This window comes from Pseudomonas japonica, assembly GCF_013522925.1.
GTDB lineage: Bacteria > Pseudomonadota > Gammaproteobacteria > Pseudomonadales > Pseudomonadaceae > Aquipseudomonas > Aquipseudomonas japonica_A.
The window spans coordinates 287,195-310,812 of record NZ_JAAMQU010000007.1 but is presented as its reverse complement, the minus strand read 5'-3'; the positions used below and the strand labels follow the sequence as shown (position 1 = coordinate 310,812).

Here is a 23,618-nt window from a genome sequence, read left to right as displayed (position 1 = left end):
TATGCCGTTTGGCCTACAAGTGAGCAGAGGCTTTCGCTGGTTAATCTTGAGCGTTAAACTTTTTCCAGGTCTCTGCTACGTTAGCTCGAAGCTGATCAATGGTTCCGGTATTCTTAATTATTCGATCTTCAGCATGGTATTGAATACCAGCTTCAGATTCATGCGAGTTTACTTTCTGAGCATTCGGTCGAATGATGTGCCAGATCTCTCCATTGTGTTTGCGAATGTATTCCGCTTCGTTCTCGAAACGGATGTCTTTGATAATTATTACATCCGCGCCACTGATCTCGTTTTTGCGAGAGGGGGTGGTATCGAAATCATTTTCAGTACGAATTTCTTCCCAGTTTGGGAATGATTTTAGGGTGAGATCCCGAATCAGGTTGTGCATCTCGTGGGGTGTCACCCCCCACAACGTGTCCGGAATGTTAGCCTGCTGGTCGTCAAGCAACTGCTCGGCCTGGAAGCCAAAGAATGCTTGGCATGCCCTGTAGATCGCACCCGCTTCAGCCGAGATACCAGGAATGTGTTTAGGCAAAAGGTCTGCATGGGATCCATGAATTTCTCGATCAGCACGCATCAGCCAGAATTCGGGGTTATGATTGCGCATCCATTCGGTGCCCACCTCCTGAAAGAGTTGACGTGGCGACCGCGCCCAGCGTGGGATAATCACCTCTTTGCAGTTATCATCCCAAGTTTGAGCATCACTCAGACCGAAGAGGTGCTGGCACCCAACCTTCAGCGGATCCGCCAATGCGTAGGCGGCAACGTTGTCGTTCGAGAGCAGGATGCTAGCGACAGTGTCTTTACCCGAACGGGCTACGGCGGCTAAACCTATGATTTTTCTCATTTTCTCTCGACATCTGATTGCTTTAAAATCTAATGTGTGAGTGTAGTTTACGTTTCCAGAAATCGGGGAATAAATCTGCTTTGTTTACGTCAGTAGCCAACCCGAAATATGATGCCACCTATGCGTATCAAGGCGGTGGGCGCGGCGTACCAACAGAGCGCATCGCCCAGCTTGAAGCCTTCGTGCAGGGCGGCCTGCGCCCAGACCTCACCCTGGTGTTCGATCTTCCAGTCGAAGTGGGGCTGGCGCGTGCGGCGGCACGTGGCCGGCTGGACCGTTTCGAGCAGGAAGCCCGCAGCTTCTTCGAAGCTGTGCGCCAGGCTTACCTGGCCCGCGCTGCGGCCGACCCACTGCGCTACCAGGTGATCGACGCCAGCCTGCCCCTGGAAGAGGTTCAGGCGCGGCTGCACGATAGCCTGCCACATTGGCTGGAGCGCGCCCGTGGGTGAGCCCTACCCGTGGCAGGCCGGGCTTTGGCAGCAACTGAGCAGCCGGACCGAGCACGCCCATGCGTACCTGTTGCAAGGCCCCGCCGGGATCGGCAAGCGGGAATTGGCCGAGCAGTTCATGCGTTTGTTGCTATGCAGCGCCAGCGCAGGCAAGCCCTGCGGCCAATGCAAGAGTTGCCTGCTGTTAGCCGCAGGCAGCCACCCGGATAATTTCCTGCTGCAACCCGAGGAAGCAGACAAGGCAATCGTGGTTGACCAGGTGCGCCGGCTGGTGGATTTCGTGAGCCAGACCGCTCAACTGGGCGGGCGCAAAGTGGTACTGATCGAGCCGGTAGAGGCGATGAACCTCAACGCCGCCAATGCGTTGCTCAAAAGCCTGGAAGAGCCCTCGGGCAATACGGTGATGTTGCTCGTAAGTCACCAGCCCAGCCGCCTGTTGCCTACCCTTCGTAGCCGCTGCGTGCAGCAACCTTGCCCACTGCCCACACCTGAAGTGGCTGCGCAGTGGCTTGCAGCCGCATTACCGGAAGTGCCCGCCGAGGCAAGAGAAGAACTGCTTGCCCTTGCTAACGCGTCGCCTTTGGCGGCCAGGCAATTGCACGCTCAGGACGTACTCGTCCAGCGTGCCACGGTAGTGGAGGGGGTGAAACGCCTGCTCAAGCAACAGCAAAGCCCCACGCAGTTGGCTGAAAGCTGGAAAGATGTGCCGCTGATCTGGCTGTTCGATTGGTTCTGCGACTGGGCCCAGCGGTTGCTGCGGTACCGGTTGACGCAGGACGAGGACGGTTTAGGCTTGAGTGATATGCGCAAAGTACTGCAATATCTCGCCCAGAAAACAACAACTGGCAAAGTAATGGCTATCCAGGACTGGGTGCTTCAGCATCGCCAGAAGGTGCTCTCAAAAGCGAACCTCAACCGTGTATTGCTACTCGAAACCTTGCTGGTGTCCTGGCTGGCATTGCCAGATCAGCGCTAGGCGGGCACTTCTTCAGTAGTAAGGATGATCAATGAACCAGCCGATCGCTCCGGGTCCGCGTAGCGGTATCCTGTCGCTGACCATCAAGGACAAGGCAGTGCTGTACGCCGCCTATATGCCATTTATCAAGAACGGCGGGCTGTTCATCCCCACCGCCAAGAGCTACCGGCTTGGCGACGAGCTCTTCATGCTGCTCAACCTGATGGATGAACCCGAGAAGATCCCGGTGGCGGGCAAGGTCGCCTGGATCACTCCGCGTGGCGCGCAGGGCAACCGGGCAGCCGGCGTGGGCGTGCAGTTCAACGATGGCGACGACACCGCCCGCAACAAGATCGAAACCTACCTCGCCGGTGCGCTGAAGTCGGACCGGCCGACCCATACCATGTAGAGCCCAATGAATTCTTCCTCGCCGCTGCTCGTCGATTCCCACTGTCACCTCGATCGCCTCGACCTCTCCATCCACGGCGGGTCCCTCGATGCCGCGTTGGACGCGGCCCGGGCGAGGGGCGTGGGCCATTTTTTATGCATCGGTGTAAGCGCGGATAACGCACAGGCGGTACGCGACCTGGCGGACCGCTATGAGGACGTGGATTGTTCGGTGGGCATTCATCCGCTGGATGTGGCCCCCGAAGGCGCGCCTACCTTGCCGTGGCTGTTGAGCGAGCTGGACCACCCGCGCGTGGTGGCCATTGGCGAGACGGGGCTGGATTATCACTACGAACCCGAATCGGCCGAGGTTCAGAAAGCTTCGTTCCGCTTGCACCTGGAAGCTGCGGCGATTACCGGCAAGCCCGTGATCGTGCATACCCGCGCCGCCCAGGCGGACACGTTGGAGCTGCTGCGCGAAGCAGCCCTGCCACAGGGCGGGGTGCTGCACTGCTTTACCGAGGACTGGGCCATGGCCAAGGCTGCGCTGGACCTGGGCTTTTATATCTCCCTTTCCGGCATTGTGACCTTCCGCAATGCCGAAGCCTTGCGTGAAGTGGCCCGGCAGGTCCCGGCCGATCGCCTGTTGGTCGAAACGGACTCCCCTTACCTTGCGCCGATCCCCTACCGAGGCAAGCCCAACCTGCCGCAGTATGTTTATGAAGTGGCGGCTTTTCTTGCCGACCTTCGCGGCGAACCCTATGAGCAGTTCGCCGCGCAAACCACCGCAAACTTCCGGCAGCTGTTTCCACAAGCGAGGGTAGCTTGAAACAGGCAAAAAAAACCCGGGTTCTGGGGGGGAATCCGGGTTAAGACCATTAGGAGTAAAACAAAGGTGCGCGGTCCGTCGACACCTTTATCGGTTCACCCTATGGGGGGTAGGGTGTACCAACAGTTTCAGTATTGGCTAGCTTCTCTATTCGTCCAGCTGAAAATGATCGTTTTTTAAACAGTTTTGGAATCAACCGCCTCTTGCTGACAACTCACCTGCACAGTCGGGTCAGAATGGCCAAGGCTTCGGCGATCACGCTGTCGGTGGTATAGAAGTGAGGTGAAAAGCGCACGCCCTTCCCGCGCGGGATACAAACCACCCCCTCGGCCATCAATTGCTTGTGCAAGACAAGGCTGTCCTTGCCATCCACGCTGAACGAAAGTATGCCCGACCGGCGTTCAGCGGCGAGCGGAGAATGAATCCGGGCACCGGGGATACGCTCGATGCCGGCAGTCAGCGCTACGATGTGGTTTTCGATTGCCTGGGCTACGTTCACCATGCCTGCTTCTTCAAGCAGGGCCAGGCTGGCTTCGAGCGCCATGGTGCCCAGGATATTCGGGCTGCCGCATTCAAAGCGCCGCGCACTGTTGGCCGGCTCCCAGGTGTCACGGGTGTAATCGCCCATGTGCTCCAGCATATGCCAGCCATATTCCTGCAACCGCAGGGTTGAACGCAGCTCGGCACGGCAATAGAACACGCCAAGGCCCTCAGGCCCCATCATCCATTTGTGCCCGTCCGCCATAGCGAAATCGCATTCATAGGCCTGTACGTCGAACGGGGCAGCGCCCAGTTGCTGGATCGCATCGATGCAGAACAGTACGCCCTTTGACTTGCACCCTTGGCCCAGGCGCACGAGGTCCATTCTAAGGCCGCTGGCGTATTGCACCGCGCTGATGGCCAACAGGCGGGTACGTGGCCCGCAGGCGCTCAACAGCGCGGCTTCCGGGTCTGGGCCTGCCAGGCTGACCTTGATGACCTCCACGCCCTTGGGCGCCAGGGCTTCCCAGACGATGCGGTTGGAGGGAAATTCCTCGTCGCTGATCACAACCTGGTCACCTGGCGCCCAGTCCAGGCCGAAAGCCACGAACGAAAGCGCTTCAGAGGTGTTCTTCACCAGTGCGATGTCGGTGGCCGCCGGAGCATTGAGCAAACGCTGCAAGCGCTCCCGCAGGCGCTGCTCTACGTCCAGCCAAGCCGGGTAGTCGCGGGCGCCGACCAGCACGTTTTCCTGAGCGAAGCGGGTGACTGCCTCCGCACTGCGACGTGGCCAGGGCGAGACCGCCGCATGGTTGAGATACAGAAGCCCTGGGGCCTGGGGGAACTCGTCTACAAACCTGGACATAATCGGATGATCCGTGCAATTTGACGCAATTTAGGCATAATACCGGCTTCGATTCAGCCCCGGTCCGTGTATGCAGAAAGAACCTAGAAAGGTCCGCGAATTCCGCCGTAGGGAACAGGAAATCCTCGACACGGCGCTCAAACTGTTCCTGGAACAGGGGGAGGACAGCGTGACCGTGGAGATGATCGCCGATGCGGTGGGTATCGGCAAAGGGACCATCTACAAGCATTTCAAATCCAAGGCCGAAATCTACCTGCGGCTGATGCTTGATTATGAGCGTGACCTCAACGGCCTGTTGCACTCCGCCGACGTGGACCGTGACAAGGAAGCACTGTCGCGCGCGTATTTCGAGTTCCGCATGCGCGACCCGCAGCGCTACCGGCTGTTCGACCGGCTGGAAGAGAAAGTGGTGAAGGGTAACCAGGTACCTGAAATGGTCACCGAGCTGCACAGCATTCGGGCGTCCAACTTCGATCGGCTCACTCAGTTGATCAAGGGCCGTATCGATGAAGGCAAGCTCGAAGACGTACCACCGTACTTCCATTACTGCGCCTCGTGGGCGCTGGTGCATGGCGCCGTAGCGCTCTATCACTCGCCGTTCTGGAGCAATGTGCTGGAGGACCAGGAAGGGTTTTTCCAGTTCCTCATGGACATCGGCGTACGAATGGGCAACAAGCGCAAGCGCGACGGTGACGGGCCAGCCTGAACGGCGCTCGCTCTTTTGCATCCGCCAATACGGCTCTGTAGCAGCCCGCCTTGGCGGCGACCAGCCCGGCAGGGCTGCTGCAATCGCTACCCTGCCATTCCCACCGCCGTACCCACCCCCAGCAGCACTGCCGCCGCAACCAACTGCCAACGCACGATACGCGCCAGGCGAACAGCGCCATGGCCGTCAGCGGCGGCCAGTTCTCCGGCGCGCAACAGGCTTACCCGTGCCAGCAATGCGCCCGCCGCCAGGGTAGCCCCCAATTGCCACTGCACCGGCCGAGGCGCGGTCTCCAGGCTGGGAAAGTGGCTTTTGAACCAGGCGACCAGGCAACCGGCCAGCACTGCCAGGCATATCCAGGCAACCCCGTAGCCCAGGCGCAGCCGTAGCGGCTGACGTACGTGAATGGCGCCATACACCAGTGCCAGGCAGCACGCAGCGGCTGCCGCGGCAAGCGCGAGCGGGGCGTTGAAATGAAAAGTTGTGGAGTTCATCGGACTTTCGGTCGGCGCCTCAGGCAATAGCGGGTATGATAGCGACCTTCCCGAACTACTGATAATCCATCCAGCCCTTTGGGCCGCTCGGACTCCATGCTCAGCACTGAACTCAAATCAACCATCCAGGGCGCCTATAGCCGTTTTCTCGAGGCCAAGGGGCTCAAGGCCCGTTATGGCCAACGCCTGATGATCGCCGAGGTGGCCAAGGCGCTGGGCGCCGTCCCGTGCGACGAGGAGGGGCGGCGCGTGGGCGAACCGGCCGTGGTTGCGGTCGAGGCAGGCACGGGTACCGGTAAAACCGTGGCGTACAGCCTGGCGGCCATTCCCGCCGCCAAGGCTGCTGGCAAGCGGCTGGTGATCGCAACCGCTACCGTGGCGCTGCAGGAACAGATCGTCCACAAGGACCTCCCGGACATCATGCGCAACGCCGGGCTCAACTTCACCTTCGCGCTGGCCAAGGGGCGCGGGCGCTATCTGTGCCTGTCCAAGCTCGATGCCTTGCTGCAGGAAGGGGAGGCGCAGAACGCCACCGCCCAGCTGTTCGAGGACGAAGGCTTTTCCATCGACGTGGACGAGGCCAGCCTCAAACTGTTCACCAAAATGATCGAGAAGCTGGCCGGCAACCGTTGGGACGGTGACCGTGACAGCTGGCCCGAGGCGTTGGAAGATCCTGTCTGGGCGCGCCTTACCACCGACCATAGCCAGTGCACCAACCGCCATTGTCCGAACTTCCAGCAGTGCACCTTCTTCAAGGCGCGGGAAGGCATGGGCAAGGTCGATGTGATCGTCACCAACCATGACATGGTTCTGGCCGACCTCGCACTCGGCGGCGGCGCCGTACTGCCAGACCCGAAAGACACACTCTATGTGTTCGACGAGGGGCATCACCTGCCCGACAAAGCCATCGGCCACTTTGCCCATTTCACGCGGCTGCGCTCAACGGCTGACTGGCTTGAGCAAACGGCCCGCAACCTCACCAAGCTGCTCGCCCAGCATCCTTTGCCCGGTGACCTCGGCAAACTGATCGAGCAAGTGCCGGAGCTGGCCCGCGAGCTCAAGGCACAAATGCAGTTCATGTACGGCGCCTGCGAGCAACTGGCCGACTTCCGGCCCGGCGAAGACATGGAAGGCCGCGAACGGCCACGGCATCGGTTCGTGGGCGGGCTGGTGCCCGAGCATATCCGCGAGATGGGCCTGGAGCTGAAAAAGGGCTTCGCCCGGCTCACCGACCTCTATACCCGCCTGGCCGAGTTGCTCAAGGAAGGGATGGAAGGCGAGGTGAATATCGGGATTGCCAGCCACCAGGCAGAGGAATGGTACCCGCTGTTCGGCACGCTGCTCGCCCGCGCGCAGGGTAGCTGGGAGCTGTGGGTCGCCTTCACCGCCGAGGATCCGGAAGGCAGCCCGCCCATGGCACGCTGGCTCACCCTGGTGGAAGCCGGTTCGCTGTACGACCTCGAAGTGAACGCCAGCCCCATCCTGGCGGCGGAAATGCTGCGTCGCAACCTCTGGAATGTGGCCTTCGGCGCGGTGGTAACCTCCGCCACGCTCACCGCGCTGGGCCGCTTCGACCGTTTCCGCATGCGCGCCGGGCTACCCAGGGATGCCGTCACGGCCGTAGTCCCAAGCCCGTTCCATCATGCCGACGCCGGGGTGCTGCGGGTGCCAGACCTACGGGCCGACCCACGTGACGCCGCCGCCCATACCGCCGCGATCATCCGTGAGCTTCCCGGGCTGGTCGAAGGCTCGCGGGGCTCGCTCGTTCTGTTCTCGTCCCGCCGGCAAATGCAGGACGTTTTCGACGGGCTGGACCGTGAATGGCGCCGGCAGGTGTTCATTCAGGGCAACCTGTCCAAGCAGGAAACCTTGAACAAGCACAAGGCGCGCGTCGACGACGGGGAAAGCAGCGTATTGTTCGGCCTCGCCAGCTTTGCCGAGGGCGTCGACCTTCCCGGGGCCTACTGCGAGCACGTGGTGATTGCGAAAATACCCTTCGCGGTGCCCGACGACCCCGTGGAAGCAGCGTTGGCTGAATGGATCGAGGCGCGCGGGGGGAACCCGTTCATGGAAATCGCCGTGCCGGATGCGTCCCTGCGCCTGATCCAGGCCTGCGGCCGCTTGCTGCGCACCGAGCAGGACCGCGGAATGATCACCTTGCTGGACCGTCGCGTGGTTACCCAGCGCTATGGCAAGGCCATTCTCGATGCATTACCGCCGTTTCGCCGGGAAATCGGCTAGCAGGCGCCCGCCGAACGCCCTGCCGATTCCCTTCACAAAGCCGTGAATGGCTGAAACAATGCCAAATCATTTTTGCCGAACCCGCCGGGAGCTTCTGTGCTAGTCAAAGGCCATTATTCGCTGGAATTCGAAACAGTGCGCGATACGTTCGCCGCGCTGTTCGAGGATCGCCAGGAGCGTGGAGCGGCCTTGTGCGTGCAGGTAAACGGCGAAACGGTGGTCGACCTGTGGGGCGGCACCAGCGACAAGGACGGCACCGAGGCCTGGCACAGCGATACGCTGGTGAACCTCTTCTCATGCACCAAAACCCTCACGGCGGTGGCAGCACTGCAACTGGCCGCGGAGGGCAAGCTCGCTCTGGACGCCCCAGTGGCGCAGTACTGGCCTGAATTTGCCGTGAACGGCAAGGCGTCGATTACCGTGCGCCAGCTGTTGTGCCACCGGGCCGGCCTGCCGGCGCTGCGCGAGCTTTTGCCGGCAGAGGCGTTGTATGACTGGCCGGTGATGACCGCGGCGTTGGCGGCGGAGCGCCCCTGGTTCGAGCCGGGGACTGCCCACGGCTATGCGGCGATCACCTACGGCTGGCTGCTTGGAGAGGTGATCCGGCGAGTGGACGGGCGTTCGCCCGGTCGTGCGATCGTGGACCGGGTAGTGGCACCGCTGGGCCTGGACTTCCATATCGGCCTGAGCGACAGCGAATTCCATCGCGTCGCCCACGTGGCTCGCGGCAAGGGCAACCCGGGAGACGCCGCCGCCCAGCGCTTGCTTCAGGTAACGCTGCGCGAGCCGGAAGCATTGAGTACGCGGGCCTTTACCAACCCACCTTCCATTCTCACCAGCACCAATAAACCCGAATGGCGCCGCATGGAGCAACCCGCTGCGAACGGCCACGGCAACGCTCGAAGCCTTGCGGGTTTTTACCAGGGCCTGCTTGAAGGGCAATTGCTGGACGGCGAGTGGCTCGATGAGCTCACTCGTGAACATAGCCAGGGCGACGACCTTACCTTGCTCACCCCAACGCGTTTCGGCCTGGGGTGTATGCTCGACCAGCCAACGCTGGCCAACGCGACCTTCGGGATGGGGCCAGGTGCGTTCGGCCATCCCGGCGCTGGGGGCTCGGTGGGTTTCGCCGACCCGCACAGCGGCGTGGCGTTCGGCTTCGTCACCAATACCCTTGGCCCCTATATATTGATGGACCCGCGCGCGCAAAAACTTGCCCGCGCGGTTGCCCGGTGCCTGTAGTGCGACACGACCGACGGTAGCTCACTGGCGCTGGAATGTTCTACCATCCAATCAACGATTTATGTGGGTTTTCTAACCCGATTTATTGACTCCACTTTCCGGATCGACCATGTACGCCAAGAAGACTCTCGCTTTCGCCTTGTGCCTGGCCATTACAGGCTGTGCCCACACCTCGCAGGAAGCTCCCTCCACAGCGGATGCGGGCTGGTGGCCCTTCGGCCGGGAGGAAGCTGCCAAGGAAGTGGCCAAGGACAATGGCGTAGAACAGGCCGTACAGGATCGGGTGGCAAAGGCCGAGGCGGCCTCCGATGCCAAGGCAGCCAGCGAAGGTCATTGGTGGTGGCCGTTCGGCGGTGAAGCGAAAGCTCAGGCTGCGGCAGTCAATCCCAAGGGCGCTCCGGCGGCGGCCATCGCTGCTGCCGCGAAAGTTGATCCAGCGGTCACCAAGGCCTGGCTGGATGCGTACGAGCCCAAACTGCGTGAAGCGATCAAGGGCAGCAAGTTCCAGCTCGAGCGCCATGACGACATGCTGGTAGTCACCGCACCGGTGGACGGTTCGTTCAACCCGGACCGCCCGGCCATGCTGCTGCCGGTTTCCCTTGCGCCCATTACCAATGTGGCCAAGGCGCTGGAAGGTGACAGCAAAACCTCAGTGCTGATCCTTGGCCATGCCGATGGCACTGGCGCGGCCGATGCCAACAAAAAGGTCAGCCTCGAGCGGGCGCAGTCCGTGGCGGCGATCTTCCGCCTCAGCGGCCTGCAACGTAACCGCCTGAGCCTGCGGGGTATGGGTTCGGTAGTGCCCCGTGCCGCCAACGACAGCCCGGCGGGCCGTGCGCTGAACCGTCGCGTGGAAATGCTGGTAACCCCGGAAAGCGGCATGGCCACATTGATGGCCAAGTATGATCAGCCTACCCCGGTGGCGGCCGCTATCGTCGCCCTGCAGGACGTGAAGGCCGTTCCGGACGCACCGGCAGCCGCCCCCGCAGCCCCCGCGAAGAAAGCTACCGCGAGCAAGAAGGCCAGCAAGCCGGCGGCTGTGGCAGCGAAGAAAAAGCCAGCGGCCAAGAAGGCTGCCGCAGTGAAGAAACCTGCTGCAGACCAGCAAGCCAAGAACTGAGCGGGCCGCGACGATGAGTAAATCCCTGGCGGACATGCGCCGTGACTATACCCGGGATGGGTTGACCGAGAGCGAAGCTCCCGCCAACCCGCTGGTTTTGTTCCGCAAATGGTTCGACGAGGCCGTGCACACCGAGCAACTGCCGGTTGAAGCCAATGCCATGACCCTGGCAACGGTGGACAGTGAGGGGCGCCCTCATTGCCGTGTTTTGCTGCTCAAGGGTATGGACGACCAGGGGTTTACGTTCTTCACCAACTACGAGAGCGCCAAGGGCCAGCACCTGGCGCTCAATGCCTTCGCTGCCATGACCTTTTTCTGGCCTACCCTCGAGCGCCAGGTGCGCATCGAGGGCAGGGCGTTGAAAGTGGCGGCTGCCGAGTCCGAGGCGTACTACCAGGTGCGCCCGCTGGGCAGCCGGATCGGGGCGTGGGCGTCGCCACAAAGCCGGCCCATCACAGGTCGGGCCGAGTTGGAGAACCTTCTGGAAGTCACCCGCCAGCGCTTTGGAGATACCCCGCCCAGTTGCCCCGAGCACTGGGGCGGCTATCGTCTGGTTCCCGACCGGATCGAGTTCTGGCAGGGGCGCCCCAGCCGTCTGCATGATCGCCTGGATTACCGCTTGCACCAGGGTGCCTGGAATCGTCAGCGCCTGGCGCCCTGACCCCTTCAAAACCCTTCGGTTTCGTGACACGCTTCGTAGGACGGCGTCTAATAGCCGTCTGTCCTACGGAGTGTGATCCATGCGTAATTCTGTTGTTCTCGCCAGCTGCTTCACCGCCATGACCGTTCTGCTGAGCGGCTGTGCATCCAGCCTCACCGGCGACACGTATTCCCGTGATGAGGCCCGCCGCGTGCAAACCGTGCGCATGGGCACCATCGAATCCCTGCGGCCCGTGAAGATCGAAGGGACCAAGACGCCTATCGGTACCGGCGCTGGCGCCATCGTGGGCGGCGTGGCAGGCAGCACCGTTGGCGGTGGCCGCGGCAGCATCGTCGCGGCGGTAATCGGGGCAGTAGCGGGTGGGCTGCTCGGTTCGGCAACTGAAGAAGGCCTGACCCGTACCCAGGGCGTTGAAATCACCGTACGCGAAGACGACGGCAGCACCCGCGCCTATGTGCAGCAGGTTCAGGAGAATGAAGTGTTCCGCGTAGGCGAGCGCGTGCGCATCATGACCGTGGACGGTACCAGCCGCGTCAGCCACTGATACCGTTGCAAGCTTGGGGCCCCATTCAGGCCCCTCCGCTCAAGCAGCTCCCGGCGATTTTTTGCTGGTAAGTGCCATGATCAGGTAACCACCCACCGCCGCCAGGAACGAACCGGTAAGGATGCCCATTCGATCCTGGCCGGCATATACGCTGGTGGACGCATCGAAAGCCAGTGAGCCCACGAAAATGCTCATGGTAAAGCCGATGCCGCACAGCACGGCCACTCCCAGCAGCTGGCCCCAGTTGGCTCCGGCCGGCAGCGCTGCCAGCCGTAGCTTGACCGCCAACCAGGTAAGCCCGAACACGCCGATGGTCTTGCCCGCAAGCAGCCCCAGTGTGATCCCCAGCGGCACTGGATGAGTGAAGCTTTCGAGGGTCATACCGGCCAGGGGAATCCCTGCATTGGCGAAGGCGAACAGCGGCAGAATGGCATAGGCCACCCATGGGTGAAGCGCATGTTCAAGCCGAAGCAGTGGGGGCTCCGCGTTTTCCTTCTCTCCCCGCAGCGGGATGAACATTGCCAGCGCTACCCCGGCCAGGGTGGCGTGTACGCCGCTTTTGAGCACGCACACCCACAACACGATACCGATCAGCAGGTAAGGCGCAAGGTGCCTGACATTGGCGCGGTTCAACCCGAACAGTGCCAACAGGCAGCCGGCGGCGATCATCAGCGCCGTGCTGGAGAGCGCGCCCGAGTAAAACAACGCGATGATCACGATCGCGCCCAGGTCGTCGATGATGGCCAGGGTCATCAGGAACAGCTTGAGCGAAGGGGGCACCCGTTTGCCCAGCAACGCGAGTACGCCCAGGGCGAAGGCGATATCCGTGGCGGTGGGGATGGCCCAGCCCGCCGCAGCGGCGGGCTCCTGATAGTTCAATGCCCAGTAGATCAACGCGGGGACTACCATGCCGCCGATGGCGGCGGCACCGGGCAGGATGACCTGGGAAGGTTTGGCCAGGTGGCCCTGCAACATTTCGCGTTTCACCTCCAGGCCGATCAGCAAGAAGAACAGCGCCATCAAGGCGTCGTTGATCCACAGCAGCAGTGGCTTGGCGAGCTCCAGTGGGCCGATCTTCAGCCATACCGGTACGTCCAGAAAGGCTTGGTAGCCCGCTGAAGCGGCCGAGTTGTTGGCCACAAGGGCGACGACGGCGGCGATGATCAACAGCAGGCCACCAGTGGCTTCCATCGCGAAGAATTTGCGTAGTGAGAGGCGTACGGACAAGGGCTCCCTCCTTGGTCGTGTGTGGAAAGGAGGCGTACCCTAACCTGCAGTGGCCGCCCGGCAAACAAAAAGTATAAGCTTATAACCGTTTGAAAGTAGCCGCGGCCCCCGCACTCCGTGGCTTTCCGGACTATTCCAATAATGAGTTTCCGTTTGTGTCGGCCGGCTTGAGTCAGCGGTGGCACGCCAAAGGGTTTTATTCATGACCGACCGTAACTGGGGCCTGGACGCCATCCGCTTGATCGAGGCCGATTTCCAGCGCAGCGCCGACACTCACCTGATCCCCTTCGCGCTACCTGGGTTCCCGGGGATCGACCTTTATTTCAAGGACGAGTCCAGCCACCCGACCGGGAGCCTCAAGCACCGGCTGGCCCGCTCGCTGTTCCTCTACGCCCTGTGTAACGGTTGGCTCAAACCCGGCAAGCCCGTAATCGAAGCGTCAAGCGGGTCGACGGCCATTTCAGAGGCTTACTTCGCGCGCTTGCTGGGGCTGCCTTTTATCGCGGTAATGCCGGCCTCGACCTCCCAGGTGAAGATAGATCAGATCGCCTTTTATGGCGGCAAGAGCCACCTGGTGGACGACCCTACGCAAATCCATCAGGCATCGCTGGAGCTGGCGGCCGAGACTGGTGGGCATTTCATGGACCAGTTCCTGTATGCCGAGCGGGCCACGGACTGGCGCGCTAACAACAACATCGCCGAGTCGATCTTCCAGCAGATGCGCCTTGAGCGCCATCCCGAGCCCGACTGGCTGGTGTCCAGCCCCGGCACCGGGGGCACAGTCGCCACCCTTGGCCGCTATGTCCGTTATCGCCAGCACCGTAGCCGCGTGTTGTGCGCCGACGCCGAGCGATCGGTGTTCTTCGAGGCTTACCGCAGCGGTAACCGTGAGCTCACATTGCCTCATGGCTCGCGTATCGAAGGTATCGGGCGGCCACGGGTAGAACCTTCGTTCATGCCGGGCGTGATCGACAGCATGGTGAAGGTACCCGACGTACTGTCACTGGCGGCCATGCATTACCTCAGCGAGCACCTGGGGCGGCGGGTAGGGGCGTCCAGTGGCACCAACCTGGTGGGCGCGCTGGCCGCCGCCGCGCTGATGCGGAACGAAGGGCGCCATGGGTCGATCGTGACCCTGTTGTGCGACAGCGGCGAGCGTTACGTGAGCACGTATTACAACGCGGGATGGCTGGCCGGCCAGGGCCTGGACCTGGCCGAATCACTGGCAGCCATCAGGGATGTGGTGGAGCAGGGTGCGCCGCTGCCAGCATCCGTGCTGGCCCACCATGGGTGATGGGCGTCAGGCGCCCAGCATGTCTCGTGCCACGGCCTCGGCGATTCGAATGCCATCCACGCCGGCGGAGAGGATACCGCCGGCATAGCCGGCACCTTCCCCGGCCGGGAACAGGCCCTTGAGGTTCAGGCTCTGGAAGCTTTCGTCCCGGGTGATGCGCAGCGGAGAGGAGGTGCGGGTTTCGATCCCGGTCAGCACTGCGTCGTGCATGCTGTAGCCCTTGATCTGGCGGTCGAAGGCCGGCAGCGCTTCACGGATGGCCTCGATGGCGAAAGCCGGCAGGGAAGCCGCAAGGTCCACCAGTGCCACGCCGGGCTTGTAGGAAGGCTCGACGCTGCCCAGGGCGGTCGAAGCACGGCCCGCGATGAAATCCCCCACCAGTTGCCCAGGTGCATGGTAGCTGCTGCCGCCCATCACGTAGGCCGCGGCTTCGAGCTGTTCCTGCAGCTCGATGCCGGCCAGCGGGCCGCCGGGGTAGTCCTGCTCGGGCGAGATACCTACCACCAGGCCGGAGTTGGCGTTGCGCTCGTTGCGCGAATACTGGCTCATGCCGTTGGTGACCACGCGGCCTGGCTCGGAGGTGGCCGCGACCACGGTGCCGCCCGGGCACATGCAGAAGCTGTACACCGAGCGGCCGTTGCTGGCGTGATACACCAACTTGTAATCGGCCGCGCCCAGCTTGGGGTGCCCCGCATATTTGCCCAGGCGGGCCTTGTCGATGACCGACTGCGGGTGCTCGATCCGGAAGCCGACCGAGAACGGCTTGGCTTCCATGTACACACCACGCGCGTGAAGCATGCGGAAGGTGTCACGGGCACTGTGGCCCAGTGCGAGCACCACGTGGCGGGACAGCAATTGCTCGCCATTCGCCAGCTCCACACCTTGCACCTGCCCGTCTTCGATCAGCAGGTCGCTGACCCTGGATTCGAAACGGATCTCACCGCCGAGGGCGATGATTTCCTGCCGCATATTCTCAACCATGCCGGTGAGCCGGAAGGTGCCGATGTGGGGCTTGTTCACGTAGAGGATTTCTTCCGGCGCGCCGGCCATCACGAACTCTTCCAGCACCTTGCGACCATGGTGCTGGGGGTCGCGGATCTGGCTGTACAGCTTGCCGTCCGAAAAGGTGCCCGCACCGCCTTCGCCGAATTGCACGTTGGATTCGGGGTTCAGCTCGGCCTTGCGCCACAGGCCCCAAGTGTCCTTGGTGCGCTGGCGCACTTCCTTGCCTCGCTCCAGCACGATCGGCCTGAAGCCCATTTGTGCCAGCAACAACGCGGCGAAGATGCCGCACGGGCCGAAGCCTACTACCAATGGGCGCTGTTCCAGCGCTGCAGGGGCCTGGCCAACGAAGCGGTAGGCCATGTCCGGGGCGATCACAACGTTATGGTCGCCAGCGAAGCGCTCCAGCACGGCGGCTTCGTTGGCAACGGTCACGTCCACCGCATAGATGAACAGCAGCTCGGAGTTCTTTTTACGGGCGTCGTAGCTGCGCTTGAAAATGGTGAACGCCAACAGGTCTTCGTTGGCAATGCTCAACCGCTGGACAATGGCCTGGCGCAAGGCGTCGTCAGTGTGATCCAGGGGGAGTTTGAGTTCGGTAATTCGTAACATGGTGGGTCCAGTGGCCGGCCGCGCTGTCGCGGCGCTAATGCAAGCCGGCGATTATACCCGCTCACGGCGCCGCGGCCACAGGTGCACCCGCCGCGCGGCCTTACTGGCCTTGAGCACCACCAGGGTAGGCGCAGCCGCGCTGCACCTGATCCCCCAGCCGCAGCTCGGCGCTGAGGAAGGTCACCCGAGTGCCGTCTACGCAGCGCTGGGGAGCGATCCATAGCTCGATCCGTTGATGGTTCGCTTCGCTGCTCAAGCTGGTGCCACCACCGGGTATCTGTTCTTGCATGTACGGCACGGCGAGATCGGGCTGGCCTTCACGTTGCACTTTCATTCCGTTGGGGCTCACCCGCACTGCCCATTCGGGCCCATGCCCCTGCGCGTAATAACCGCTGAGCTTGAAATTCGGGTCCTTGCAGCCGCCACTGGCGCGCTCCACACGATACAGGGTTTGCAGGTTCAAATCGCCGGCGCTGCCTTCCACGGTATTGCCATCGAAGCGGCCGCGGACATCGGCGAACAATGCACCCGAGCCATCGCCCAACGCGGCGGCTTCTTCGGCAATGTCGGTACTGCCGTTATCGGTCACCTTGAACGTTCGCGACGAGTCGCACGGCGTGAACAGTAACCCGCCCTCTGCCGCGGTCAAGGTGCCCTGCATGCGGGTTTGCCCCGACAGCTCGGCTGGCGCGTCATGCCCCATGAAATCGAACAGTTGGCAACCGGCGAACAGGGGTAGCAGGGTGGCGAGCAGCAAGGGGCGAACAGCGTGCATCAGGTGGCCTCCATCAAACGGTCGGCCACGTTAACACGTAATTCCGCCGCGCTTAGTAACCGACGCGGTACGTTTGCCCGGTTTGCCGGCCCTCGACACTGCGCGCATAGGCCAGCGCGACGTCGGCGCCCGTTGCGGGTTTGAACCCCCGGAAGTATGGCCCGTACGACGGCAAGGCTTCTACCAGCACTGTGGGGCTTACCGAGTTGACGCGCAGGCCGCGAGGCAGCTCGATGGCGGCGCCGCGCACGAACGCGTCCAGTGCCCCGTTTACCAGGGCCGCACTGGCGCCGCTGGCAATCGGCGCTTCGCTGAGAATCCCGCTAGTGAGGGTGAATGAGCCGCCGTCGTTGAGCGCGGCCTGGCCCAGCATCACTAGGTTCACCTGGCCCATGAGCTTGTTGCGAAGGCCCAGTTCGAAATCCTCGGGGGTCATCTCCGTCAGGGCTTTGAATACCACCTGGCCAGCCGCGCAGATCACGGCGTCTACCGTTCCCACCTTCCGGTACAGCCCGCTGATGGACGCCGGGTCAGTGATATCGACGCGAACGTCGCCGTGGCTTCGGCCGGCGCGAATCAGCTCATGGCGCGGCCCCAACTCTTGCTCGATAGCAGTGCCTACGGTGCCGCTTGCACCGATCAACAGGATTTTCATAAGTGGCTCCTCTGTGGATGAAGTCACACTCTACGCCTGGCGTTGGGTGGGATAACCTACCGGATAAGTCATCTACTGTTTCTGTGAGGAAACAATGAGCACCACGCAAGACCTGTGTGCGTTTGCGGTACTGATACGCGAGGGCTCCTTCACGCGCGCCGCCCAACGGTTGGGCTGGAGCAAAGGGCAGCTGTCCAAGCGCGTCAGCGAAATGGAACGCGCGTGTGGTGTGCAGTTGATTCATCGCACTACCCGTCGGCTAGGGCTCACCGCAGCCGGCGCGGCGCTATTGCCCCAGGCCCAGGCGTTGCTCGAGCAAAGCGAGCGTGCCCGGCAAACACTGGCTGGGCTGCGGGACGATACTGCCGGGCTGGTTCGGCTCACGTTGCCAGTGTCGGTAGGGGAGGCGGTGTTTCAGCCCTTGTTCGGCTTCCTGCAGCGGGACTACCCGAACCTTCAAGTGGAAGTCGACCTTTCCAACAGTTACCGCGACTTGCTGCGGGAGGGCTTTGACCTCGCCGTCCGCGACCATGTGGGCACGGAAGAGCGGCTGGTAGCCCTGCCGTTTCTGCATATGGAAGAAGTGACCTGCGCCGCGCCGGGCTATGTTGCAGCCCATGGCAGCCCCGCTTCACCGCAAGCCCTGCAAGGCCATGCATGCCTGTTGCATAGCCATGCAAGCCATCCTGAACGCTGGAGCTTCCATGTGGCTCATCAACCCTGCGAGGTGCAGGTGAATGGCCCGGTGCGGACCAACCATTACACGTTGCTGCGCCACGCCGCGCTGGCGGGTGCCGGCATCGCGCGCCTGCCTGCGTACCTGATCGCGGAGGACCTGGCCGAAGGTCGGCTGGTGCGGTTGTTGAGTGGCTACAAGGCGCGGCGCCTGCCGTTGTATCTCGTGCATGGCTATACCGCAGGCTTGCCCCGGCGGGTAAAGGTAGTCGCCGATTGGCTCGGCGCCTGGGGAGCAGGCGCCGAGCAATAGTCGCTGGTCAGCCGCCCAGGTAGGCGTCGCGCACTTTCGGGTCGGTAAGCAGTGCCTCGCCGGTGCCGGTCATGACCACCCGGCCGTTTTCCAGCACGTAGGCACGATCCGCCACCTTCAGCGCCTGGTTGGCATTCTGCTCTACCAGGAAGACTGTCACGCCATCACGCCGCAGTTGCTCGATGATGTCGAAGATCTGCTGGATGATGATCGGTGCCAGCCCCAGTGAGGGCTCGTCGAGCAACAGCAATTTCGGCTTGCTCATCAGGGCACGGCCGATGGCGAGCATTTGCTGCTCGCCGCCGGACATGGTCCCGCCCCGCTGGTTGTAGCGCTCCTTGAGCCGAGGGAACAGCTGCAGCACTTTGTCCAGCTGGGCCTGGTAGTCGCCTTTCTCGGTGAAGAACCCACCCATGGCAAGGTTTTCCTCGACGGTCAGCCGGGCGAACACCCGGCGCCCTTCAGGTACCACGGCAATACTCTTGCGCATGATCTGCGCCGAATCCAGCCCAACCAGCTCCTCGCCCAGGTAGCGAATGCTGCCCGAGTGCGCCCGCGGCGAGCCGCACAGGGTCATCAGCAACGTCGACTTGCCAGCGCCGTTGGCACCGATGAGCGTGACGATCTCGCCTTGATTGATCTCCACGTTGACCGAGTGCAGGGCCTGGATCTTGCCGTAGAAGGTCGATACGTTCTCGAAACGCAGCATCTCAGGCTTCCCCCAGGTAGGCTTTGATCACGTCGGGGTTGTCCCGGATCTGTTCGGGTGTGCCATCGGCCAGGGGCGTGCCCTGGTTGATCACCACAATGTGGTCGGAGATGGTCATCACCAGCTTCATGTCGTGCTCGATCAGCAGCACGGTTGCGTTGTATTCCTCGCGCAGCACGCCGATCAATGCCTTCAGCTCGTCGGTTTCACGAGGGTTGAGGCCCGCGGCGGGTTCGTCGAGCATCAGAATGCGCGGGCGCGTCATCATGCAACGGGCGATTTCCAGCCGACGCTGCTGACCGTACGCCAGCGTACCGGCAGGGCGGTTGGCCACGTCCTTGAGGTTCACCCGCTCGAGCCAGTGCTCGGCGTATTCCATGGCCTCGCGCTCGCTGCGACGGAAACCGGGGGTTTTGAACAACCCGGCCAGGAAGTTGGTGTTCAGGTGCCGATGCTGGGCGATCAGCAGGTTTTCTACCGCAGTCATGTCCTTGAACAGGCGAACGTTCTGGAACGTGCGCACCACGCCCTTGCGGGCGATCACATGGCCGGGCAGGCCTTGCACCGGCTCACCGTCCAGCAGGATGGTGCCGCCGGTAGGCTTGTAGAAGCCGGTAAGGCAGTTGAACACTGTGGTTTTGCCGGCGCCGTTGGGGCCGATCAGTGACACCACTTGTTTCTCTTTGACGGTCAAGGCCACGCCGTTGACCGCCAGCAGCCCGCCAAAGCGCATGGACAGGCCGCTGACTTGCAGAATTTCACGGCTCATCGACGCAGCTCCATGTGGGGACGTTGCATGGGCAGCAGGCCCTGCGGGCGCCACACCATCATCAGCACCATCAAGGCGCCGAACATCAACATGCGGTAGTCGCTGAACTCCCGCATCAATTCAGGCAGCAGGATCATCACGATCGCCGCGAGAATCACCCCAAGCTGCGAGCCCATCCCGCCCAGCACCACGATGGCGAGAATGATCGCCGACTCGATGAAGGTGAAGGATTCGGGCGTGACCAGCCCCTGCCGCGCGGCGAAGAAGCTGCCGGCGAAGCCCGCGAAGGCAGCGCCCAAGGTAAAGGCCGACAGCTTGATCACGGTGGGGTTGAGCCCCAGCGCGCGGCAGGCGATTTCGTCTTCACGCAGCGCTTCCCACGCACGGCCGATCGGCATGCGCAGCAGGCGATTGATCACGAACAGCGCCGCCAGGGCCAGCAACAGGGCGACCAGGTACAGGTACACCACCTTGTCCGCCGCGTTGTAGTCCAGCCCGAAGAACTGGTGGAACGTCTGCGCCCCTTCCGCTGCCTTGCGCTCGAAGCTGAGGCCGAAGAAGGTAGGCTTTTCAATGTTGCCGATACCGTTCGGGCCGCCAGTGATGCTGGTGAGGTTACGCAGGAAGATGCGGATGATCTCACCGAAGCCCAGTGTCACGATGGCCAGGTAATCACCACGCAGGCGCAGCACGGGGAAGCCCAGCACAAAGCCGAACAGTGCCGCCAGCAGGCCCGCCAGTGGCAGGCATTCCCAGAAGCTCAGGCCCAGGTAATGGGAGAGCAGGGCATAGCTGTAGGCGCCCACGGCATAGAAGCCCACGTAGCCCAGGTCCAGCAGGCCGGCCAGGCCGACCACGATATTGAGGCCCAGGCCGAGCATCACGTAGATCAGCACCAGCGTGGCGATGTCCACCGCCCCCCGGGAGCCGAAGAATGGCCAGATGAACGCCAGCACGATCAGGGCGGCGAGGCCCCAGCGCTGGGTGCGCGGCAGGGTGAGCCAGTTGGAGACGTTGGCCGGCAGCAGCGGGGCCCGGCTTGGCTTGCTTGCGCCGCTGTTGCGGCTGGCCAGCAATACGCGTACGAACAGGGCCACCGAGCACAGGGCGATGATGAGCACAGTAGTAGGGTCGGCGCCCTGCACCTGCAAGGTTACGCCGGAGAACACCAGCTTGAGCCCGAATACCGGGTAGGCCACGGCCCATACCAGCAGCGCGCTGAAGAGCGCGGACTTGATTGACTTGCTCATACCTTTTCAACCTCCGGGCGACCGAGAATGCCGGTCGGGCGGAACAGCAACACCAGCACGAGCAGCCCGAAAGCCACCACGTCCTTGTATTGATCGCCGAATACATCGGCGCCGAACGCTTCGGCAACGCCTAGCACCAGGCCGCCAAGCATGGCCCCCGGGATGCTGCCGATACCGCCCAGCACCGCCGCGGTGAATGCTTTCAAGCCCACGAGGAACCCGGCGCTGGGGTTGATCACGCCGTACTGCATGCTCAGCAGCATTGCCGCGACCGCTGCCAGCGCGGCACCGATCACGAAGGTAAGGGCGATCACGCTGTTGGTGTTGATGCCCAGCAGGTTGGCCATTTTCATGTCTTCGGCGCAGGCGCGGCAGGCGCGACCCATGCGTGAACGGGAAATGAACAGGGTGAGGCCATACATGGCCGCCAGGGTGACCACGAACACCAGGATCTGCATGTAGGAAATCAGTACTTCCTGTGCGCCACCGGGGCCAAAGCTGACGCTGCCCGGCAGCAGGTTGGGAATCGCGAAGTTGCCCGACCCCTGTGACAGCTGAACAGCGTTCTGGAGAAAGATGGACATGCCGATCGCGGAAATCAGCGGGATCAGGCGGTTACTGTTGCGCAACGGGCGATACGCCACGCGCTCGATGCTGTAGCCATAGGCGCTGGTGACGAGAATGGCCGCGGCAAAGCCGGCGATCATCAGCACAGGCAGGCTGTGGATACCCATCATTGCCAGCCCTGCGAGCACCATGAAGGCCACGTAGGAGCCGATCATGTACACCTCGCCGTGGGCGAAGTTGATCATGCCGATGATGCCGTAGACCATGGTATAGCCGATGGCGATCAGGGCGTAGGTGCTGCCAATGGTCAAGCCGTTAACCAGCTGTTGCAGGTAGTGAAAAATATCGGGCATTTGCCGCGCTCCTAAAAACCTGTCTGCATTTCTCCGGCGAGCTGGGCGGGGTAGGCACTCTCAAGGAGCCTTCAGCCTCGGCTGGTCCGGCGAACCGCGTGTAACGGTTTTAAGATTTTCAGGGGAAGCCCTTGCCGGATCACGGCGCAGGCTTCGGTACTCGTAAAACAAAGCCCACTGCGCGAGGGCAGTGGGCTTTGAGGGGCCTTGGTGGGCGGATTACTTCGCTTCGGTCTTCGGCTTGCCGAAGTGCCATTCGTAGACCACGAACTGGAAGTTCTTCAAGTCGCCCTTGGCATCGAAGCTCAGGTCGCCCATCGGCGTCTTGAAGGAACCAGCGTGGATAGCCTGGGCCACTTTCTCGCTGTCTTCGCTTTTGGCGGCCTTGATGCCTTCTGCAATGACCTGCACAGCAGAGTAGGAAGGGAAGACGAACGGGCCGCTCGGGTCTTGCTTCTTGTCCTTGAATGCTTGAGCCAGCGCCTGGTTGGCCGGGTCCTGATCAAAGGATTTTGGCAGGGTAACCAGCAAACCTTCGGAGGCATCGCCAGCGATCTGCGAAATGGAGTCGTTGCCCACGCCTTCCGGTCCCATGAACTTCGCGTTCAGGCCTTTTTCCTTGGACTGGCGCAGGATCTGGCCCAATTCGGGGTGGTAGCCGCCGTAGTAGACGAAGTCCACGTTCGCTTGCTTGAGCTTGGCGATGAGGGAGGAGAAGTCCTTGTCGCCGGCGTTGATGCCTTCGAACACGGCAACTTTCACGCCTTTGCCTTCCAGGGTTTGCTTGACGGCGGTGGCGATGCCTTCACCGTATTGCTGCTTGTCGTGGACGACCGCCACAACCTTGGGCTTCACGTGGTCGGCGATGTAGTTGCCGGCTGCCGGGCCCTGGGCGCTGTCCAGGCCGATGGTGCGGAACACCAGCTTGTAGCCACGGTTGGTGATGTCCGGGCTGGTGGCAGCCGGGGTAATCATCAGCACGCCTTCGTCTTCGTAAATGTCGGAGGCCGGCTGAGTGGAGCTGGAGCACAGGTGACCAACCACGAACTTCACGCCGTCGTTGACCACTTTGTTGGCCACGGCCACGGCTTGCTTTGGATCGCAGACGTCGTCGTATTCGACAGCTTCGAGCTTCTTGCCATCCACGCCACCCTTGGCGTTGATCTGCTCGATGGCCATCTTGGCGCCATTGAACTGCATGGTGCCGTATTCAGCGACCGGGCCGGTTTTAGGGCCAGCGATGCCGACCTTGATGGTGTCGGCGGCGTAGGAATAGCTCGCGGCGCCCGCGAGTACCATGGCGGCGAACAGCTTGGACATCTTGGTAGTGTTGTGCATAGGGCTCCACTCTCGTGTTTTTAGTTCTTATAGTCCGTGCGGCGGGGGCCTCGGGACCGGTATCGCGAACCTGCTTTCGCAGGTGCACCAGAATCGACCAAACCCGGCCCGCCCCGTGGTATCACCGGCGCAGTGTAGATTGCACCTTGAGCCCTTGGAAAGCTGGCCAGTTGCCGTACCTTGGCATTATGTCGCTTCTGTGAAAGTTATTTATATATTGAGTGCAGGGCTTTGCCGTTCATCGCGCTCAAGCCCCGAA

At 62.2% G+C, this 23,618-nt stretch carries 23 protein-coding genes and 1 pseudogene; 12 read left to right on the top strand and 12 right to left on the bottom strand.

Annotated elements, in window-relative coordinates; genetic code table 11:
* Positions 1-40 precede the first annotated feature (40 nt).
* Entirely contained in the window at positions 41-847 is an 807-nt protein-coding gene (locus G7016_RS13920; protein ID WP_181115156.1) for a deoxynucleotide monophosphate kinase family protein, read from the bottom strand.
* 110 nt (positions 848-957) lie between these two features.
* Here G7016_RS13920 and G7016_RS13915 point away from each other — a divergent pair.
* The 4 genes and pseudogenes from G7016_RS13915 to G7016_RS13900 form a co-directional block, all read left to right on the top strand.
* Positions 958-1,296: pseudogene (locus G7016_RS13915) on the top strand (dTMP kinase); the annotation flags it as partial.
* On the top strand, positions 1,289-2,272 hold the full coding sequence (locus tag G7016_RS13910) for a DNA polymerase III subunit delta' (protein ID WP_181115152.1): 984 nt from the start codon (positions 1,289-1,291) through the stop codon (positions 2,270-2,272). The pseudogene G7016_RS13915 and the gene G7016_RS13910, both read left to right, overlap by 8 nt.
* A gap of 31 nt (positions 2,273-2,303) precedes the next feature.
* On the top strand, positions 2,304-2,660 hold the full coding sequence (locus tag G7016_RS13905; RefSeq protein ID WP_181115150.1) for a PilZ domain-containing protein: 357 nt from the start codon (positions 2,304-2,306) through the stop codon (positions 2,658-2,660).
* A gap of 24 nt (positions 2,661-2,684) precedes the next feature.
* Entirely contained in the window at positions 2,685-3,467 is a 783-nt protein-coding gene (locus G7016_RS13900) for a TatD family hydrolase (protein ID WP_181115230.1), read from the top strand.
* Between the two features lie 214 nt (positions 3,468-3,681).
* Here G7016_RS13900 and G7016_RS13895 read toward each other — a convergent pair whose 3' ends face one another.
* Positions 3,682-4,812: an aminotransferase class V-fold PLP-dependent enzyme gene (locus G7016_RS13895; protein ID WP_181115148.1), complete on the bottom strand. Its 1,131-nt coding sequence runs from the start codon at positions 4,810-4,812 to the stop codon at positions 3,682-3,684.
* Between the two features lie 70 nt (positions 4,813-4,882).
* Here G7016_RS13895 and G7016_RS13890 point away from each other — a divergent pair, with 70 nt between their 5' ends.
* Positions 4,883-5,518, top strand: a complete 636-nt coding sequence (locus G7016_RS13890) for a TetR/AcrR family transcriptional regulator (protein WP_181115146.1) — start codon at positions 4,883-4,885, stop codon at positions 5,516-5,518.
* A gap of 86 nt (positions 5,519-5,604) precedes the next feature.
* Here the strand turns inward: G7016_RS13890 and G7016_RS13885 are convergent, their stop codons facing one another.
* The gene (locus G7016_RS13885) at positions 5,605-6,012 is read right to left on the bottom strand and encodes a hypothetical protein (RefSeq protein ID WP_181115145.1); all 408 of its coding nucleotides are present in this window, start codon (positions 6,010-6,012) and stop codon (positions 5,605-5,607) included.
* 96 nt (positions 6,013-6,108) lie between these two features.
* On the opposite strand from G7016_RS13885, the gene dinG reads away from it, so the two are divergent.
* The 5 genes from dinG (at position 6,109) to G7016_RS13860 (ending at position 11,820) form a co-directional block, all read left to right on the top strand.
* Positions 6,109-8,253 (top strand): ATP-dependent DNA helicase DinG, encoded by a 2,145-nt coding sequence (dinG, locus tag G7016_RS13880; RefSeq protein ID WP_181115144.1) that lies wholly within the window; start codon positions 6,109-6,111, stop codon positions 8,251-8,253.
* A gap of 96 nt (positions 8,254-8,349) precedes the next feature.
* Positions 8,350-9,495, top strand: coding sequence for a serine hydrolase domain-containing protein (locus G7016_RS13875; protein ID WP_181115142.1), 1,146 nt, complete (start codon positions 8,350-8,352; stop codon positions 9,493-9,495).
* A 109-nt stretch (positions 9,496-9,604) separates the two neighbouring features.
* Positions 9,605-10,615, top strand: coding sequence for an OmpA family protein (locus G7016_RS13870; protein WP_181115140.1), 1,011 nt, complete (start codon positions 9,605-9,607; stop codon positions 10,613-10,615).
* A 13-nt stretch (positions 10,616-10,628) separates the two neighbouring features.
* Positions 10,629-11,276: a pyridoxamine 5'-phosphate oxidase gene (gene pdxH, locus G7016_RS13865; RefSeq protein ID WP_181115138.1), complete on the top strand. Its 648-nt coding sequence runs from the start codon at positions 10,629-10,631 to the stop codon at positions 11,274-11,276.
* 79 nt (positions 11,277-11,355) lie between these two features.
* On the top strand, positions 11,356-11,820 hold the full coding sequence (locus G7016_RS13860) for an outer membrane lipoprotein (RefSeq protein ID WP_181115137.1): 465 nt from the start codon (positions 11,356-11,358) through the stop codon (positions 11,818-11,820).
* Positions 11,821-11,859: 39 nt separating this feature from the next.
* Here G7016_RS13860 and nhaA read toward each other — a convergent pair whose 3' ends face one another.
* Entirely contained in the window at positions 11,860-13,047 is a 1,188-nt protein-coding gene (nhaA, locus tag G7016_RS13855; RefSeq protein ID WP_258195182.1) for a Na+/H+ antiporter NhaA, read from the bottom strand.
* A 202-nt stretch (positions 13,048-13,249) separates the two neighbouring features.
* Here nhaA and G7016_RS13850 point away from each other — a divergent pair, with 202 nt between their 5' ends.
* A complete protein-coding gene (locus G7016_RS13850) occupies positions 13,250-14,341 on the top strand; it encodes a PLP-dependent cysteine synthase family protein (protein WP_181115135.1) in 1,092 nt (363 codons plus the stop codon).
* Positions 14,342-14,347: 6 nt separating this feature from the next.
* Here the strand turns inward: G7016_RS13850 and G7016_RS13845 are convergent, their stop codons facing one another.
* From G7016_RS13845 to G7016_RS13835, 3 genes are all read right to left on the bottom strand, one after another.
* A complete protein-coding gene (locus tag G7016_RS13845; protein ID WP_181115133.1) occupies positions 14,348-15,955 on the bottom strand; it encodes an NAD(P)/FAD-dependent oxidoreductase in 1,608 nt (535 codons plus the stop codon).
* A gap of 100 nt (positions 15,956-16,055) precedes the next feature.
* Positions 16,056-16,730: a hypothetical protein gene (locus G7016_RS13840; protein ID WP_181115131.1), complete on the bottom strand. Its 675-nt coding sequence runs from the start codon at positions 16,728-16,730 to the stop codon at positions 16,056-16,058.
* Between the two features lie 52 nt (positions 16,731-16,782).
* A complete protein-coding gene (locus G7016_RS13835) occupies positions 16,783-17,385 on the bottom strand; it encodes a short chain dehydrogenase (protein WP_181115129.1) in 603 nt (200 codons plus the stop codon).
* Between the two features lie 94 nt (positions 17,386-17,479).
* Between G7016_RS13835 and G7016_RS13830 the strand changes: the two genes are divergently transcribed.
* Positions 17,480-18,373, top strand: coding sequence for a LysR family transcriptional regulator (locus G7016_RS13830; protein ID WP_181115127.1), 894 nt, complete (start codon positions 17,480-17,482; stop codon positions 18,371-18,373).
* 7 nt (positions 18,374-18,380) lie between these two features.
* Here the strand turns inward: G7016_RS13830 and G7016_RS13825 are convergent, their stop codons facing one another.
* The 5 genes from G7016_RS13825 to G7016_RS13805 form a co-directional block, all read right to left on the bottom strand.
* Complete coding sequence (locus G7016_RS13825; protein ID WP_181115125.1) at positions 18,381-19,082, bottom strand: ABC transporter ATP-binding protein; 702 nt, start codon at positions 19,080-19,082, stop codon at positions 18,381-18,383.
* Position 19,083: 1 nt separating this feature from the next.
* Positions 19,084-19,851: a high-affinity branched-chain amino acid ABC transporter ATP-binding protein LivG gene (livG, locus tag G7016_RS13820; protein ID WP_181115123.1), complete on the bottom strand. Its 768-nt coding sequence runs from the start codon at positions 19,849-19,851 to the stop codon at positions 19,084-19,086.
* A complete protein-coding gene (locus tag G7016_RS13815; RefSeq protein WP_181115121.1) occupies positions 19,848-21,101 on the bottom strand; it encodes a high-affinity branched-chain amino acid ABC transporter permease LivM in 1,254 nt (417 codons plus the stop codon). The genes livG and G7016_RS13815 overlap by 4 nt, the downstream gene beginning before the upstream one ends.
* Positions 21,098-22,021, bottom strand: coding sequence for a high-affinity branched-chain amino acid ABC transporter permease LivH (gene livH, locus G7016_RS13810; RefSeq protein ID WP_181115118.1), 924 nt, complete (start codon positions 22,019-22,021; stop codon positions 21,098-21,100). Before livH ends, G7016_RS13815 begins: the two co-directional genes overlap by 4 nt.
* Before the next feature lie 219 nt (positions 22,022-22,240).
* Positions 22,241-23,359, bottom strand: coding sequence for a branched-chain amino acid ABC transporter substrate-binding protein (locus tag G7016_RS13805; RefSeq protein WP_181115116.1), 1,119 nt, complete (start codon positions 23,357-23,359; stop codon positions 22,241-22,243).
* Between the last annotated feature and the right edge of the window lie 259 nt (positions 23,360-23,618).

Coding starts and splice junctions, on each gene's coding strand:
- G7016_RS13840 (WP_181115131.1), bottom strand. CDS start 16,730: ATGCACGCTGTTCGCCCCTTGCTGCTCGCCACCCTGCTACCCCTGTTC.
- G7016_RS13815 (WP_181115121.1), bottom strand. CDS start 21,101: ATGAGCAAGTCAATCAAGTCCGCGCTCTTCAGCGCGCTGCTGGTATGG.
- G7016_RS13860 (WP_181115137.1), top strand. CDS start 11,356: ATGCGTAATTCTGTTGTTCTCGCCAGCTGCTTCACCGCCATGACCGTT.
- G7016_RS13905 (WP_181115150.1), top strand. CDS start 2,304: ATGAACCAGCCGATCGCTCCGGGTCCGCGTAGCGGTATCCTGTCGCTG.
- pdxH (WP_181115138.1), top strand. CDS start 10,629: ATGAGTAAATCCCTGGCGGACATGCGCCGTGACTATACCCGGGATGGG.
- G7016_RS13850 (WP_181115135.1), top strand. CDS start 13,250: ATGACCGACCGTAACTGGGGCCTGGACGCCATCCGCTTGATCGAGGCC.
- G7016_RS13885 (WP_181115145.1), bottom strand. CDS start 6,012: ATGAACTCCACAACTTTTCATTTCAACGCCCCGCTCGCGCTTGCCGCG.
- G7016_RS13890 (WP_181115146.1), top strand. CDS start 4,883: ATGCAGAAAGAACCTAGAAAGGTCCGCGAATTCCGCCGTAGGGAACAG.
- G7016_RS13830 (WP_181115127.1), top strand. CDS start 17,480: ATGAGCACCACGCAAGACCTGTGTGCGTTTGCGGTACTGATACGCGAG.
- G7016_RS13825 (WP_181115125.1), bottom strand. CDS start 19,082: ATGCTGCGTTTCGAGAACGTATCGACCTTCTACGGCAAGATCCAGGCC.
- livH (WP_181115118.1), bottom strand. CDS start 22,021: ATGCCCGATATTTTTCACTACCTGCAACAGCTGGTTAACGGCTTGACC.
- dinG (WP_181115144.1), top strand. CDS start 6,109: ATGCTCAGCACTGAACTCAAATCAACCATCCAGGGCGCCTATAGCCGT.
- G7016_RS13920 (WP_181115156.1), bottom strand. CDS start 847: ATGAGAAAAATCATAGGTTTAGCCGCCGTAGCCCGTTCGGGTAAAGAC.
- G7016_RS13805 (WP_181115116.1), bottom strand. CDS start 23,359: ATGCACAACACTACCAAGATGTCCAAGCTGTTCGCCGCCATGGTACTC.
- G7016_RS13870 (WP_181115140.1), top strand. CDS start 9,605: ATGTACGCCAAGAAGACTCTCGCTTTCGCCTTGTGCCTGGCCATTACA.
- G7016_RS13845 (WP_181115133.1), bottom strand. CDS start 15,955: ATGTTACGAATTACCGAACTCAAACTCCCCCTGGATCACACTGACGAC.
- G7016_RS13895 (WP_181115148.1), bottom strand. CDS start 4,812: ATGTCCAGGTTTGTAGACGAGTTCCCCCAGGCCCCAGGGCTTCTGTAT.
- livG (WP_181115123.1), bottom strand. CDS start 19,851: ATGAGCCGTGAAATTCTGCAAGTCAGCGGCCTGTCCATGCGCTTTGGC.
- G7016_RS13835 (WP_181115129.1), bottom strand. CDS start 17,385: ATGAAAATCCTGTTGATCGGTGCAAGCGGCACCGTAGGCACTGCTATC.